The organism is Psychrobacter sp. Choline-02u-9 (assembly GCF_002836505.1).
In the GTDB taxonomy this organism is placed as follows: domain Bacteria; phylum Pseudomonadota; class Gammaproteobacteria; order Pseudomonadales; family Moraxellaceae; genus Psychrobacter.
The window spans coordinates 1-14,239 of sequence record NZ_PJBF01000003.1 but is presented as its reverse complement, the minus strand read 5'-3'; the positions used below and the strand labels follow the sequence as shown (position 1 = coordinate 14,239).

Annotated in this window: 14 protein-coding genes; 8 read left to right on the top strand and 6 right to left on the bottom strand. The window is 44.4% G+C overall.

Annotated elements, in window-relative coordinates:
* From CXF69_RS00295 to ccmI, 5 genes are all read left to right on the top strand, one after another.
* Positions 1-854, top strand: an 854-nt coding sequence (locus CXF69_RS00295; RefSeq protein WP_102078859.1) for an ATP-grasp domain-containing protein, incomplete at its 5' end; no start/stop codon positions are given.
* A gap of 244 nt (positions 855-1,098) precedes the next feature.
* Positions 1,099-3,153 carry a heme lyase CcmF/NrfE family subunit gene (locus tag CXF69_RS00290; protein WP_101205928.1) on the top strand — a complete coding sequence of 685 codons (2,055 nt, stop codon included), beginning with the start codon at positions 1,099-1,101 and terminating at the stop codon, positions 3,151-3,153.
* Positions 3,146-3,796, top strand: coding sequence for a DsbE family thiol:disulfide interchange protein (locus tag CXF69_RS00285; RefSeq protein WP_101205927.1), 651 nt, complete (start codon positions 3,146-3,148; stop codon positions 3,794-3,796). Before CXF69_RS00290 ends, CXF69_RS00285 begins: the two co-directional genes overlap by 8 nt.
* On the top strand, positions 3,793-4,356 hold the full coding sequence (locus tag CXF69_RS00280) for a cytochrome c-type biogenesis protein (RefSeq protein ID WP_101205926.1): 564 nt from the start codon (positions 3,793-3,795) through the stop codon (positions 4,354-4,356). Before CXF69_RS00285 ends, CXF69_RS00280 begins: the two co-directional genes overlap by 4 nt.
* Positions 4,353-5,633 carry a c-type cytochrome biogenesis protein CcmI gene (gene ccmI / locus CXF69_RS00275; protein ID WP_101205925.1) on the top strand — a complete coding sequence of 427 codons (1,281 nt, stop codon included), beginning with the start codon at positions 4,353-4,355 and terminating at the stop codon, positions 5,631-5,633. The genes CXF69_RS00280 and ccmI overlap by 4 nt, the downstream gene beginning before the upstream one ends.
* A gap of 465 nt (positions 5,634-6,098) precedes the next feature.
* Here ccmI and CXF69_RS00265 read toward each other — a convergent pair whose 3' ends face one another.
* From CXF69_RS00265 to CXF69_RS00250, 3 genes are all read right to left on the bottom strand, one after another.
* Complete coding sequence (locus CXF69_RS00265) at positions 6,099-6,863, bottom strand: sulfite exporter TauE/SafE family protein (RefSeq protein ID WP_227522957.1); 765 nt, start codon at positions 6,861-6,863, stop codon at positions 6,099-6,101.
* A 259-nt stretch (positions 6,864-7,122) separates the two neighbouring features.
* Positions 7,123-8,004, bottom strand: coding sequence for an IS982 family transposase (locus CXF69_RS00255; protein ID WP_102078858.1), 882 nt, complete (start codon positions 8,002-8,004; stop codon positions 7,123-7,125).
* Positions 8,005-8,148: 144 nt separating this feature from the next.
* Positions 8,149-8,766 (bottom strand): DUF411 domain-containing protein, encoded by a 618-nt coding sequence (locus CXF69_RS00250; protein ID WP_068037317.1) that lies wholly within the window; start codon positions 8,764-8,766, stop codon positions 8,149-8,151.
* 146 nt (positions 8,767-8,912) lie between these two features.
* On the opposite strand from CXF69_RS00250, the gene CXF69_RS00245 reads away from it, so the two are divergent.
* The gene (locus tag CXF69_RS00245) at positions 8,913-9,794 is read left to right on the top strand and encodes an IS982 family transposase (protein WP_102078857.1); all 882 of its coding nucleotides are present in this window, start codon (positions 8,913-8,915) and stop codon (positions 9,792-9,794) included.
* Between the two features lie 55 nt (positions 9,795-9,849).
* Here the strand turns inward: CXF69_RS00245 and CXF69_RS00240 are convergent, their stop codons facing one another.
* Positions 9,850-10,932: a YeiH family protein gene (locus CXF69_RS00240; protein ID WP_068037311.1), complete on the bottom strand. Its 1,083-nt coding sequence runs from the start codon at positions 10,930-10,932 to the stop codon at positions 9,850-9,852.
* A 226-nt stretch (positions 10,933-11,158) separates the two neighbouring features.
* Here CXF69_RS00240 and CXF69_RS00235 point away from each other — a divergent pair, with 226 nt between their 5' ends.
* Together CXF69_RS00235 and CXF69_RS00230 are read left to right on the top strand one after the other, a co-directional pair.
* Entirely contained in the window at positions 11,159-12,091 is a 933-nt protein-coding gene (locus CXF69_RS00235; RefSeq protein WP_068037308.1) for a LysR substrate-binding domain-containing protein, read from the top strand.
* 314 nt (positions 12,092-12,405) lie between these two features.
* The gene (locus CXF69_RS00230; RefSeq protein ID WP_157822716.1) at positions 12,406-13,233 is read left to right on the top strand and encodes a GNAT family N-acetyltransferase; all 828 of its coding nucleotides are present in this window, start codon (positions 12,406-12,408) and stop codon (positions 13,231-13,233) included.
* Between the two features lie 104 nt (positions 13,234-13,337).
* Here the strand turns inward: CXF69_RS00230 and CXF69_RS00225 are convergent, their stop codons facing one another.
* Complete coding sequence (locus CXF69_RS00225) at positions 13,338-13,772, bottom strand: COG4315 family predicted lipoprotein (protein WP_068037304.1); 435 nt, start codon at positions 13,770-13,772, stop codon at positions 13,338-13,340.
* A 118-nt stretch (positions 13,773-13,890) separates the two neighbouring features.
* A partial coding sequence (locus tag CXF69_RS00220; RefSeq protein WP_145990100.1) for a transposase occupies positions 13,891-14,239 on the bottom strand: 349 nt, incomplete at its 5' end.

Below are 14,239 nucleotides of genomic sequence, written 5' to 3'. Positions count from 1 at the left end.
GCTGTTGCAACCCCTCAGAGCAAAGCGCTGCAACCAATCAAATGCTAGATAGGTTCGAGGAAGCAGTGTTTGACATGTTCAAACAGGAATGGCAGCGACAGTCCGCTGTTGCTATGCCCAATCGGATAGCCATTGTGGACAATGACCCCGAGAGTCAGTTCATGTTCTTAGAGTTTGAGTTAGCCTGTCAACTGCTCCAAGCTAGAGGTATTGATACTGTGATACTTGATCCCTCTGAACTCGAGTATATCGACGGTACGTTAACAGCCCATGGCCAGAAAATCGATATGATTTACAATCGGCTTGTCGACTTTGCATTTGAGGACCCTGACCACGCCGTGCTTAAAAGTGCTTATCTAGAGGGTGCTGTGGTGGTGACACCCAATCCCCATGTACATGCTATGTTGGCCAATAAGCAAAACCTGACATTGCTATCAGACTCCCAAATATTGCGCTCTTGGGGTCTGGATGAGGCTGCAGTGGAGTGCCTCGAAAGGTCTGTACCGAGGACTAAGATTGTATCAAGAGACGATGCAGCAGAGTTGTGGCTTACTCGGCGGCAACTGTTTTTTAAGCCAGTTGCTGGTCATGGAAGCAAAGGCGTCTATCGTGGTAGCAAGCTGACTCGACGCGTCTTCGAAAATATTCTGGATGAAAGTTATATTGCGCAGACTTTTATCCCTGCTACAGAGCGTTCACTAAAAATTGATGACGTCGTAACAACAAGAAAAGTAGACATACGGCTTTATACGTATGGCGGAAAACTGTTGCTACCTGCTGCGCGTGTGTATCAAGGTCAGGTGACCAACTTCCGTACGTCAGGTGGTGGATTTGCGCCTGTCTTTCAGGTGTGATCGTCTAGGTCTTATTTAGATGGCATTAGGCTGTGATAAATCCAGTTGACTAATTCAATATTCTTCTTACCTAACAAAAGATGATTGTATATTTATGATTGTCTATTATTTTCGGCACGCTTTTTAAAACACTTCGAAATCAATTAGAGCTAGAGATAGCAGCAAATTTCAATAGTTTCTAATAATCAAGATCCAACCGTTACAGTGAACTTAAATCATATTAGAGTAAACAGGGTTAGACCGTATGTTAATCACAGAATTGGGTTATTTTGCCTTGCTGGCCGCCTTTATATTGGCGATTTTCCAGGTAGTGTTACCAACTATTGGCGTTATACGTGACCATGTTGCTTGGCAACGTTTGGCGCCGAGTCTTGCATGGGCGCAGTTTGCTGCCATGATTACCTCGTTTGGCGCGTTGATGGCAGGCTTCTATTATAATGATTTTAGCCTTGTGTACGTATCGCAGCATTCGAATACTTTGCTGCCTTGGTATTATAAGTTATCGGCGACATGGGGCGGACACGAAGGCTCGCTACTGCTATGGATGACCATTATGGCCACATGGTGTGCGCTGGTCTCCTACTTTAGTCGCGGCTTGCCATTGTCGATGCGTGCGCGAGTATTAGTGATATTAGCAGGCGTACAGTTAATGATGCTGACGATGCTTATCTTTACCTCGTCACCATTTAATCGCACTTTACCAAACCTACCTGTTGATGGTGCTGACTTAAACCCTCTTCTACAAGATTTTGGTTTGATTTTTCATCCACCGATGCTGTATATGGGCTATGTCGGTATGGTCGTACCCTTTGCCTTTTGTATGGCCGCGCTGTGGGAAGGACGTTTGGATGCAGTATGGACACGCTGGTCGCGCCCATGGGCATTGGCTGCTTGGGGCTGCTTAACCATTGGTATCGCACTGGGTTCGTGGTGGGCGTATTACGAGCTCGGTTGGGGCGGTTGGTGGTTCTGGGATCCAGTAGAGAACGCATCACTGATGCCGTGGCTCGCTGGTTTGGCATTGCTACATTCCTTGGCAGTTACTGAAAAGCGTGGTGTCTTTAAAGCATGGACTATTATGCTCGCTATTTTTGCTTTTGCACTTAGTTTGCTGGGCACATTCCTTGTGCGTTCAGGCGTCATTACCTCAGTGCATTCGTTTGCCGCTGATCCTACCCGAGGTCTGGTTATTTTAGTGATTCTTGGCATCATCGTCGGTGGTGGTTTGCTGATGTTTGCGCTGCGTGGCTGGCGTTTGACTATTGAGAGCCAGTATCAGCTGATTTCCCGTGAGTCATTTTTGGTGATTAATAACGTTATCATTTTGGTTTCAACGTTAGTCGTACTACTCGGTACACTCTATCCTATTATTGCTGACGCCTTCAATCTGGGTCAGGTATCGGTGGGCCCTCCGTATTTTAATGCGCTGTTTGTGCCTTTGACCTGGCTGCTATTGGTAGCAATGGGCATGGGTTCTAATATCCGCTGGAAACAAGACAGTCGCCCGCTATTGGGCGTTGGTATGGTAATCGCCGCGAGTAGCTTGGTATTGGCCGCGATTATTGCTTACTTTGTTAGTCCGTCTGCCATGCTTAATATTGGCGTAACATTAGCGGTCAGTTTTTGGGTACTGTTCTGGATGCTGGTTGATTTTAAAGACAAAACCAAAAATGCACCAAGCTTATTGAAAGGCCTAGCTAAGCTTCGTTTGAGCTACTGGGGACAGCAGACGGCTCACATCGGTGTGATTATAGCGGTCATCGGCGTTGCCTTTACCAGTACCTTAAGTATCGAGCGTGATGTGGCACTGGGCCCAAATGATAGTGTCCATGTCCAAGGCTATGACTTTACGGTGAAGGGCTTCAGTGAAGTCAAAGGCAGTAACTATGATGCGACCCAAGCTGAGGTCGAAGTGAGTAAAGATGGCCGTGCTGTAACCACGTTATACCCTGAAAAACGCAATTACATTATTAGCATGATGCCGATGACTGAAGCAGCGATTGATGACAGTCTAATGCGTGATGTGTATGTAGCACTAGGCGAACCTATAGCTGAAGACAGTAATAAATGGGCAGTACGTATTTATGTGAAGCCATTGATTCGTTGGATATGGCTTGGTGCTATTATTATGGCATTGGGTGGATTGCTAAGTATGCTGGATAGGCGCTATCGTCTCAAAACACCCAAGACACCTGCGCAAATTGCTGCAAGTAAGTCAGGCTTTACGACGGTTACTGATTTAGATGTTAAAAGTACTACCAATAACACGACACTAATGGGGGAGAAGCAAAATGACTAAGTCTAATCATTTTCCCGAGCAACCCCCTGAAACAAAAGGCAATCGAACAATGAAAAAAAGCCAAATTAGAATATGGTTTTTGATCCCGCTGATCATCTTTGCTGCTGTTATGGTTATGCTTTATTTTCGTTTGGGGCAGCCGACTGATATCGTTACCAATACGGCACTTGAGCGTCCAGTACCACCTTTTGAGCTGCCGCTATTGTCAGATACCAGTCGTATCATGACCAATGATAACTTACCTGATGAGCCCTTTTTAATGAATATCTGGGGCTCTTGGTGTCCTACTTGTATCATTGAGCATCCTTTTTTGATGCAACTAGAAGAGCGTGGTGTCAATTTGGTTGGTGTGAATTATAAAGACGATATTGGTGATGCTTTCGGTTATCTGAACCGAGGCGGTGATCCCTTTTCGATGTCTATTCAGGATTTGTCCGGCCAGTTTGCCTTGGACTTAGGGTTGACGGGTGCGCCTGAGACTTTCACTGTCGATGGTGAAGGCGTTATTCGCCAGCACATTGTTGGTGAGATTAACGAGAGTAACTGGCAAGATCGTATTGAGCCTTGCTTAACGGTACTCAATGATGCCAATGATAATAACGTCAGTCCAGATGCGATTCAGGTTGAAGAGGTGTGCAAATGATAGCCCTTTCAATAAAGGCCGTTACGATAAAAGTAGCGAGCTTAATACTTGCCTGTCTCCTAAGTGTGACCAGCTATGCGGCGATTGACGTCTATGATTTTGATTCTGTCCAACAAGAAGCACAATACCGAGGATTGATCGAAGAGCTACGTTGCCCGAAATGCCAAAACCAAAACTTGGCCGGCTCTGATGCACCGATCGCTCAAGATTTAAAGCAAAAAACCTACGATATGGTAAAAGACGGTCGTAGTGATGGTGAGATTCGCGCTTATATGCAAGAGCGCTACGGCGATTTTATCAGCTACAAGCCGCCTGTACGTCCATCGACATGGATTTTATGGTTTTTTCCGCCATTGCTACTGATCGTATTATTGATAGGGTGGTTTTGGCAAAGCCGTCGCCACCAGCTGGTAGCGAGCGGTCAGAGTAGAGTGACGGTAGATAATACCGCCTCGGAGCTGACTGCCGCCGAAAAAGCCGAACTTGATCGTCTGCTATCGCGTGCCAATAGCACCGATAATGACGCTCATGACACCACAAGCCCCGAGGACAAAAAATGACCATATTCTCTACTGCTGGCTTATTTATTGCTCTAAGCTTACTGATTGCCTTACTCCTTGCTGTTATTACCATCATGCCATGGCTGCGCGCCACGCGTACATCAGGCACTTCTGTGGACAACCAGCTACTAGATATCAACGTGGCGGTGTTTCGCGAGCGTCTGGCAGAGCTAAAAACAGACAAAGACAGTGGCACCATCGATGATGCTCACTACCAAAACCAAAAGCTTGAGCTTGAGCGGCAACTATTGGATGCCCAGCGTGAAGTCACGCCGATGGTCACCCCTGGTATCAAAAGCCGCTTGATCCTCATGGTTTGGGTGCCTGTATTGGCTGCGCTGGCGTATCTGATGGTGGGTGACCGAACGCCTGTGTTTGATCTGTGGACGGCCGAAGACAAGGTCGGAAAAGTCGCTGATGACTTGTTGACTGGCAAAATCGATCAGCCACCTGTATGGGCAATCGAAAACGGCCAGCAGCTTATCAGCGCGATGCAGACCAACGTTTATCGTCATGCCGATGATCCTGATCGCTGGATGCGTCTGTCTGAGCTATTTTTATCGTTAGAGGCCACTGATTCGGCACTAGAAGCCTTATCACGTGCGTATCGCTTGGCGCCTGACAATGAAGAGATTGCGACCACTTATGCGCAGATTAGCTTTTTTGCCAATAAAGGTCAGCTTGATGCCAGTAGCCGCCGTGTCTTACAAGATGTCCTTGCCAAAAATCCACAGCATGAAGGTGCGCAGATGCTCATGGCAATGGGTGAGGCACGTGGTAGTAACTTTGCAGAAGCGCAAGGTTGGATTAAGCGTTTACGCGAGAGTATTGCTGCCAAGCCTGGCGATCATAGTAAAGCGTTAGCGAGCCTTGATGAGCTAAGTGCCAATATCGTCGCGCAAGAACAGCAAGCCTCGCAAGGTATTGAAGTTACCGTCTCTGTTGATGCTGCCTTGCTGCCACTTGTTAAAGCTGATGATGTGTTGTTTGTGGCGATACGTGATGTTAAAGGTGGTCCGCCATTTGCAGCTAAACGTTTACCGATTAGTGTCATCAAGCAGGGTAAAGCCAGTATCCGTTTAAGCGATCTTGATGCGATGATGCCAGAGCGCACGTTACAATCCGCCCGTAGCGACAAAATTAAGTTAGCAGTCGTTGCTCGTGTTAGCCATAGTGGGACTGCGTCCGCAGAGTCGGGTGATCTATCAGGTAACCCAGTAGTGGTTAGCGCTGAACAGACTCAGGTTAATATTGAAATCAATCAACAGATCCCCTAATAAATAATTATTACAGTAAGTTTCATAATACTAGAACCGTATGTAGGACAGCTTTTGAAAGTGGCGCTATCAATAGCTGTATAACCTATTAGTAAAGAAGTAAAAAACGGCTATGGTGTTTTGCTAGTGAAATAATTGGACGGATGACTATAGAAAGTCTTGATTAAACATAACAGACAGCTCATTTTCAGCTTCACGCAGAAGAGGTATATAGTTTGATAACTCTTCTAAAGACTTTTTAACAGTGGGACCATGAGTAAATACGGTGGCAAAGGTTTGCTTGCTGCTCACTATTTAGAATTAGTACCGCACAGGCAACCATGCCTCGAATGAATTCTTAGTTATCTATCCCTATCTGAGTATCCCGCGTTTCAGCTATGGTCCGCGTAGCTTGTTTTTACATCAGTATTGTTAGCTCTAGCAGTGATAATGAATATATTCACTGTCAGATAACTTTGGTTTAATTTAAAACAGAATCATGACGTTTTGGACAATCATCACTACGCCACTAATGACCATTAATAGGATCAGCATCACTCTAAACTGCTTGATATTCATACCTGCTAAAAAGCGCTTACCAATGATGTTGCCAACCACAGCACCAAGCCCTAAAGCAAAGCCATAAATCCAAAGATTGGCAGTCAATACGCCAAAAAAAGTATAACTACCAATCTGAGCCAATCCTACAAAGAATGAATTAGCTGTTTTAGTAGCGATTAAATCTTCTTTTTGTAATCCCGTATTCATATAGAAAGGATTGAGCACAGGACCCAAACCGCCGACGAGTGTGCTAATGAACGCCGTAATAAAACCTAAAGGCACAAACCCCAGTTTAGGCATATTAAAAGATTTTTCTACTTTGCCAAAACGATACTGCAAGACGGTAGATATCAAAAATGCACCCACTAATAACTGAATCCAGCTCCCATCAAGACGGCTAAATAATAATGCAGCTAACCACGCACCAACGATAGCGCTTGGCGCATAATACTTTATTAGCGACCAGTCGATATGATGCCAAAATAAATAAAGACGTGAAGGGCGACTAATGAAATTACCTAAATTAATCACGGGTGGCGCAGCCGAGATCCCTATCAGCGCAGAGGTGACAGGTATGAGTAAAAGTGCACCGCCACCTCCTGATATGGTGGAAATCACAAAAGCAATCATACCCGCCAAAAACAGCCCTGCAAGATGCCAATTAGGAATTGCTTGTAAAATATCGAGCACGGTTAAGCTCCAACATTAACAGAAGGGAACGAGATTGTTTTAGAGCTATATCCTATCTAAAGTCACCATAAAACGTTACCTGAAGAGCAAGATGCCAAGCGTGCCAAAAATGAGCTCATACAGTTTGCTACTGATCATGGTCATAAACTTGCTGCGTTCTACGTAGAGAATGGGTCAGGGGCAAAGCTAGTACATCCAAAGCTGATAGCTATCATAACCCCAGTTCGGGATAAGCCACATTGTAACTCATTGATACTATTTACAATGTTGCTACCCGTCCCTGCTGAGGCATGTTTTTGATGGTGGGTTTATAGGGAAACCAGCAATAAGCAATCAAACCCGACAGCAAGTTTGTGCTAAACCCCGTCACACTACGATGGCGTGAGTGTTCGATTTGGCACAAGTTTTTAAGCTCTCCAAACACCGTTTCAACCAAAGAGCGATGATTGAGTAGTGCCTCATCCATCGGCTTGAGTAATTGGGGTTTCATATGACGCCGAAGTTTCGTTATCAGCCTAGTATCACTGTGTTTTGTGAGCCACTCGTTCAGTGCTTTACTGATGTAGCCTCTATCACCAAATAGTTTTCCAAATAAAGACGTTGCCATATCCTTAACAGGCACTCTGTCATCCGTATTACCTGCAGTGACTTTAACAGATACCAGCTCGCCCTTATGATTGATAATGGCGTGTAGCTTAAAGCCATAGAACCAGCCCATACTACCTTTACCTCTTTGCGCCATACTCTCAAAGACTTTATGACGGTAGATACGTTTGTTATGACAAACTGCTATCTTGGTTGAATCAATATAGCTGATACCCGTACAGTCGCCCATCATGCTTTGCAAGTAGCTGCACAGTGGCATGATACTGCGCGGCACAAGCTCTATAAATCGCGAGTAGCTCGGCAGATTTGGAAACGCCCGTTTCATCATGCCAAGCATGTGATGGTAGTAAAACGCCTTAAACTGTCGATACCGCAGTTGATGAAACAGTACCAAGATGGTCATCATCTCTGCTACACTTATCTTGCATGCTCTTAACCTTTGGTGTCCCGTTGCGATTAAATGAGCGTCAAACTCAGGTTTGAATTGCTGATAAAAGTCGTCAATATGGCAGTATAGTTCGGTTAGGTTGTCCATGTAAGAAGTCCTTTTTGCTTAAGTGGTCTTGGTAAACTTACTTTAGCAACTTCGGACTTCTTTTTTTATCTTTTTTTTGAGCGCTTATCCCGAACTGGGGTTATTAATAAGTTAGCGATGGACAGTAAAAATCATCCTTTTCAGCTATAACTGGGCATTGGCGCTATCAACCTCAGCATATACCGCTGTGCTACCATCTTTATTTATTTGCATGATTTGATAAGGGTCGAACTGATTGTTATATTCCATACCAGGACTCCCCATAGGCATACCCGGTACAGCAAGGCCAATGGCGTCGCTTGGCGGGTTTGCTAAAAACTCTGCAACATGCTTAGCGGGTACATGGCCTTCAAACACATAACCATCACTCGTGACCGTGGTGTGACAAGAGCGCATATTATTAGGGACGCCGTAGCGCTGTTTAAATACCGCTAAGTCGGCAACATCTTGCCCCTCAGCGGTCATACCATGATCTTCGGCATGGCTAATCCACTCTTTACAGCAGCCACAATTGGCATCTTTATAAACCGTCGCAGAGACGTTTCTCAGCGCATCACTGTTACTGCTAGCGCTCGGAGTCACCGTTTTAGGCGTTTGGACTTTTGAATTCTGGCTGTCTGTTGCCGTCTCTACAGTCGCTGTGGTTGCAGCAGTGGTATTGGTTTCGCTACAAGCAAATAACGACGATGTCACTGTCAGTAGGATAAGCGCACCAAACAATTTATGCTGCTTAAAAGTTAAGTTATGGTTATCAGGTTTCATACATACCCTCTCGTCATTTATTGTTTATTGTTGCATTTGATATTTAACCCCAATTCGGGATAAGCGCTCAAAAAAAGATAAAAAAAGAAGCCCAAAATTGCTAAAGTGAGTTTACCAAGACAAACTTCACAACAAGGACTTCTTACATGGACAACCTAACCGAACTATACTGCCATATTGACGACTTTTATCAGCAATTCAAACCTGAGTTTGACGCTCATTTAATCGCAACGGGCCGTCAACGGCTAAGAGCATGCCAGATAAGTGTAGCAGAGATTATGACCATCTTGGTACTGTTTCATCAATTACGTTATCGACAGTTTAAGGCGTTTTACTACCATCACATGCTTGGCATGATGAAACGGGCGTTTCCAAATCTGCCGAGCTACTCGCGATTTATAAAGCTTGTGCCGCGCAGTATCATGCCACTATGTGCCTACTTGCAAAGCATGATGGGCGACTGTACGGGTATCAGCTATATTGATTCAACCAAGATAGCAGTTTGTCATAACAAACGTATCTACCGTCATAAAGTCTTTGAAGGACTTGCAACCCGAGGCAAAAGCAGCATGGGCTGGTTCTATGGCTTTAAGCTACACGCCATTATCAATCATAAAGGTGAGCTGGTATCCGTCAAAGTCACTGAGGGTAATACCGATGATAGAGCGCCTGTTAAGGATATGGCAACGCCTGTGTTTGGCAAGGTGTTTGGGGATAGAGGCTATATCAGTAAAGCCCTAAACGAGTGGCTCACAAAACACAGTGATACCACGTTGATAACCAAACTTCGGCGTAATATGAAACCCCAATTACTTGAGCCTATGGATGAGGCACTACTCAATCATCGCTCTTTGGTTGAAACGGTGTTTGGAGAGCTTAAAAACTTGTGCCAAATCGAACACTCACGCCATCGTAGTGTCACGGGGTTTATCACAAACTTGCTGTCAGGTTTAATTGCTTATTGCTGGTTTCCCTATAAACCCACCATCAAAAATATGCCTCAGCAGGGACAGGTAGCAACATTGTAAATAGTATCAATGAGTTACAATGTGGCTTATCCCGAACTGGGGTTAAATAGCTTTTTTACAGTGAAGCGATGCCAATATTGATCAAGCCGCCACCAACGATTAACCAAGCAAACATAATCGCACCTAAGATAAGGGGTTTAACGCCAGCTTGTTTGATAGCGCCCAAATGCGTGGTTAGACCCAGCGCAAACATTGCCATGGTGAGCAGCACATCGTCTAGTATCACCATACTACGCTCAAAGCTTGCGGTCATCGGCACCCAAGTGTGCAGTAAGACGATGGCAATGAATATGAAGGCAAACCAAGGCACTTTGACTTGTTGAATGCGGCTCATTACAGAGGGTTTGTTACCTTGATCGTTACTGCCTTTGGTCAACGCAAAAGATAAAACCAATAAGAACGGCGCGAGCATCATCACGCGTATCATCTTGGTGACAACCGCTGTGTCACCCACTTCGGGACTGACTGCGTTACCAGCGACGACGACTTGCGCCACTTCATGAATGGTGGCACCCGTATAAATCCCGTACTGCTGAGCATTTAGCCAAGGTTGCAACCAACCAAGATGGTATAAAAACGGATAAAGCAGCATCGCAATGGTGCCAAAGACCACGACCGTAGCCACAGCGATAGTGACTTTGTGCGCTTCGGCCTTGATCACTGGCTCTGCGGCGATAACAGCTGCTGCCCCGCAAATACTCGCGCCTGCACCAATCAATAACGTCGTTTGTTTATCGACTTTGAGCCATTTTGTACCTAACCAATAAGTGATTAAAAAAGTCGAGGTCAATACCAACGCATCGCTCATCACCGCAGACAGTCCGACACTTGATACTTGCGTTAGGGTCAGCTTAAAGCCATAAAACATGATGGCGAGACGCAGTATTTGACCTTTGGCAAATGTCACGCCCACATGTAGCTGCTCAGCGAAACTAGAATAAACGGTATTGCCCAATATCATACCGATCAAAATCGCTAGCGTTAACGAAGACAAGCCTATAATGCGCCCGTGACTCCAGACATCCAAGCTCGTATTTAGCCATAAGCAAAATAAGCTACCGACAAACACCACTATCAAACCTGCGAAATGGCGATTGGTTGGGAAGTAGTTGGTCACTGTTTTAGTTAAGGCGTGCATGACGAAGTGTCCTATTGTCCATAATCGAAATAAGCATAAGCTTATGAATAGACATTATAAGGCAGACCAATCTATAATAAAAACAGATTAATTAGATAAAAACTATCGATTTTTTAGGTTAATAAAAGTCTTTGGGCTAAAAAGATGGTTTTTTAGATAATAAAGGGTTTTTAAAATAACAGGTGGTTTTTAGGTTGTATCAATAAGATAGGGTGTCAGAGAAATTATGAAAAAAGCCATGCAGGTATTACCAAAGATTACCCTCAAGCAATTATCAGTGTTTGTCAGTATTTATCAAACTGGCAGTACCAGCCGTGCCAGTGAAGAGCTGCATTTATCGCAATCAGCGGTCAGCAGTGCACTCACTGAGCTGGAGGCGCGGTTACAAATGCCGCTATTTGAGCGCGTCGGGCGCAGGCTCAATCAGCATCCAAACGCCCATCCTATCTATATACAGGCACAAGCGATTTTGGGACAAGCTTTAACGCTTGAGCATTATCATAAGCATCAAGCAGGGCAGATTCATATTGGTGCTAGCACGACTATCGGTAATTATGTATTGCCACCGCTGCTTGCCAAATTGTACGAAGCGCTACCCGATGCCCATATCGATATGTATATTGCCAATACCCAAGAAGTGGTCGGCGAGGTTGAGCAATTAAATATCGATATTGCGCTTGTAGAAGGTATGCCGCGCCCGACAGATATGAAAGTCATTGAGCAGCGCGCTTGGCGGACCGATACCTTGATGGTATTTGCTAAATCTCATAGTAAATGGCTGGCAAACATGGACTATAACCATAAAGAAAAATGCTATGAGCTCAGCGCTGAACGATTGGCAAGGCTGCCATTACTGGTACGAGAGGCGGGTTCGGGGACGCGGCAGATTATCGATGAGCAGTTATTGCAGCATCTACCGCATGCCGAGATTGTCATGGCAATTCAGCAGTCAGAAGCCATTAAGCATATGGTCAGCGCCGATATTGGGCTTGGCTGCTTATCGCAGTATGTCATTCAAGCAGAATTGGATAAAGCAGAGCTGGTGCAGGTGAAAGTAGCAGGTATTGATTTAGCGCGCACGTGGTGGCTGGTGTGGCATAAAGCGCGTCATCAAAGCCCCATTTGGCAGAGTTTTATTGATATTTTGACAGAAGATTGATTTTAGTAGTAAAACCCCAGTTCGGGATAAGCCAGTGCTTAAGTTGTTGATACTATTTGTATAATTATTATCTGACCTTATAAAGTCATGCTTTTGACAGTAGTTTATAGAGAAGCCTGTCTTCAAAGACTTAGCTGGTCTTCAAGAGTAATAGAAAATATCAATACTATCAGCAGCTTAATGAATCACTTATCCCGAACTGGGGTTATAATAATAAAAAAATATATTTGCCTTTAATGATAAGAGAGATTGACGCTAAGTACTGGGATGCCACTTCTACTTATGGGTATGGCGGTCCGCTGGTTGACGACACTGTGACCACTGATGAGCTGGATATTATGTTGAAAGGCCTTCAGGATTTTCTTTATGAAGAAGGCTGTGTCTCTTTGTTTATGCGCCTGCATCCCATCATTAACAAAGAACGAGAGCGCCCCCCAGCTATTGGCAAAATAATAAAGCATGGCTTAACAGTAGCCTCTGATTTGACTAAATCTGAAGAAGAATACTGGCAAGAAACTCAAAATCAGCACCGCCGTGGCATCAAAAAAGCAATGAAAATGGATGTGACTACTAAGGTTGAAGCGTTGGACGAAGAAAACGCTAAAATCTTTTCAAAGATTTATGAAGAGACGATGGCGAATGTTGGTGCCACTGATTATTATTTTTTTGATGACAATTATTACTATAATTTGTCTAAAAACCTACAAGGCAGATTGCTGTTGATAACGGCTTATCAAGAAGATAAGCCTATTGCTTCTTCTTTATACACTGCCTGTGAGGAGTCAGGGATTATGCAGTATCATTTAGGAGGAACGCTCGACGATTATAGAAAACTGCAGCCTGCTAAACTGATTACTCATGTGGCAAGAGACTGGGGGCGGGAAAATAACTATAAATTACTTCACCTTGGCGGTGGCCTTGGTGCTAGCCTCGACTCACTATACAAATATAAAAAAGGCTTTAGCTCCCCCTCTGAGGAGTTTGATTTTAAAACCTATAGACTCATTGTCAACCCAGAGAAATATGCCGAATTGGTAGCCAAGGTTGGTCTGAGCGAGGAAGATTTGAATTCTGACTTCTTTCCTTTATATAGGAAAAAGGCAGCACTTGCTTCTGAAGATGAGGCGAACAGACCTGCTTAATAAGGTAGTATTAAAAAGTATTATTGCAGACAGTATCACTATAAAAAAACACCAGCTATAACTAGTTATAGCTGCTGTTTTTTGTCTCTACAATATATTGGGCTTTATTGAGTTGGAACAATATGCCAAACGCCTTTTACATTATCGCCGTTTGCATCTCCAGCTTTAGTGTCTTTTACAAAGAAGTATAACGGCATGTTATTGGCAGCCCACTGATAAGTACCGTCATCACGCTGAAAAGTCGAGAACTGACCGACGCTTTTGGCATTGTTAGGGGCGGTAAGTGCTGGCCAAGCCGCTAAACAATCACCTGTACAGTTCGACTTATTGGCAGTGTCTTTGTCAAAGGTATATAGCGTCATGTAATTAGTAGAATCAACCAGCATACCGTTTCTACTAGTCACTGGTACGGCGCTGCTACTAACCATCTGGTTATCATTCATTCCTGACATATTAGTGCCAAATACTTTATCCATTGTCGAGCAGCCTGTAAGCGCTAAAACACCACTTAGTGCAGATAACATCATAATACGCTTCATAGTAACTTCCTTATTCTTAGAAAATGATTAGTCAGTAGACCTCTTGCAAAAGTCATAGGTTTAGCTCGAAATTAATGATACCAGCAAGAGCCCATCCCAGATTCTGTGTAACTGCCATTTAGATTAAATGCTTACTGATACGATCATCAAACATAATTATAAAGCGATTAAGAGCCGCCGTCCAGTTACGAATCGGCATCGACCACCTTGACGATGCCTGTTGAGTTGCCAAATAGACCACCTTGAAGGCGGCTTGATCAGAGGGAAACACCTTACGCTTATTCACCGCTGTTCGAATGACACTATTTAGCGACTCTATCGCATTGGTGGTATAAATGACTTTTCTGATGTCTTTAGGGTACTCAAAGAACACCGTTAAGCCCTCCCAGTTATTACGCCAAGACTTGATGACATGCGGGTACTCTTTGCCCCATACTTCATCAAAGTGCTCAAGGTTGGCCTCTGCC

Coding starts and splice junctions, on each gene's coding strand:
- ccmI (WP_101205925.1), top strand. CDS start 4,353: ATGACCATATTCTCTACTGCTGGCTTATTTATTGCTCTAAGCTTACTG.
- CXF69_RS00240 (WP_068037311.1), bottom strand. CDS start 10,932: ATGCACGCCTTAACTAAAACAGTGACCAACTACTTCCCAACCAATCGC.
- CXF69_RS00255 (WP_102078858.1), bottom strand. CDS start 8,004: ATGGACAACCTAACCGAACTATACTGCCATATTGACGACTTTTATCAG.
- CXF69_RS00290 (WP_101205928.1), top strand. CDS start 1,099: ATGTTAATCACAGAATTGGGTTATTTTGCCTTGCTGGCCGCCTTTATA.
- CXF69_RS00225 (WP_068037304.1), bottom strand. CDS start 13,772: ATGAAGCGTATTATGATGTTATCTGCACTAAGTGGTGTTTTAGCGCTT.
- CXF69_RS00250 (WP_068037317.1), bottom strand. CDS start 8,766: ATGAAACCTGATAACCATAACTTAACTTTTAAGCAGCATAAATTGTTT.
- CXF69_RS00280 (WP_101205926.1), top strand. CDS start 3,793: ATGATAGCCCTTTCAATAAAGGCCGTTACGATAAAAGTAGCGAGCTTA.
- CXF69_RS00245 (WP_102078857.1), top strand. CDS start 8,913: ATGGACAACCTAACCGAACTATACTGCCATATTGACGACTTTTATCAG.
- CXF69_RS00235 (WP_068037308.1), top strand. CDS start 11,159: ATGAAAAAAGCCATGCAGGTATTACCAAAGATTACCCTCAAGCAATTA.
- CXF69_RS00285 (WP_101205927.1), top strand. CDS start 3,146: ATGACTAAGTCTAATCATTTTCCCGAGCAACCCCCTGAAACAAAAGGC.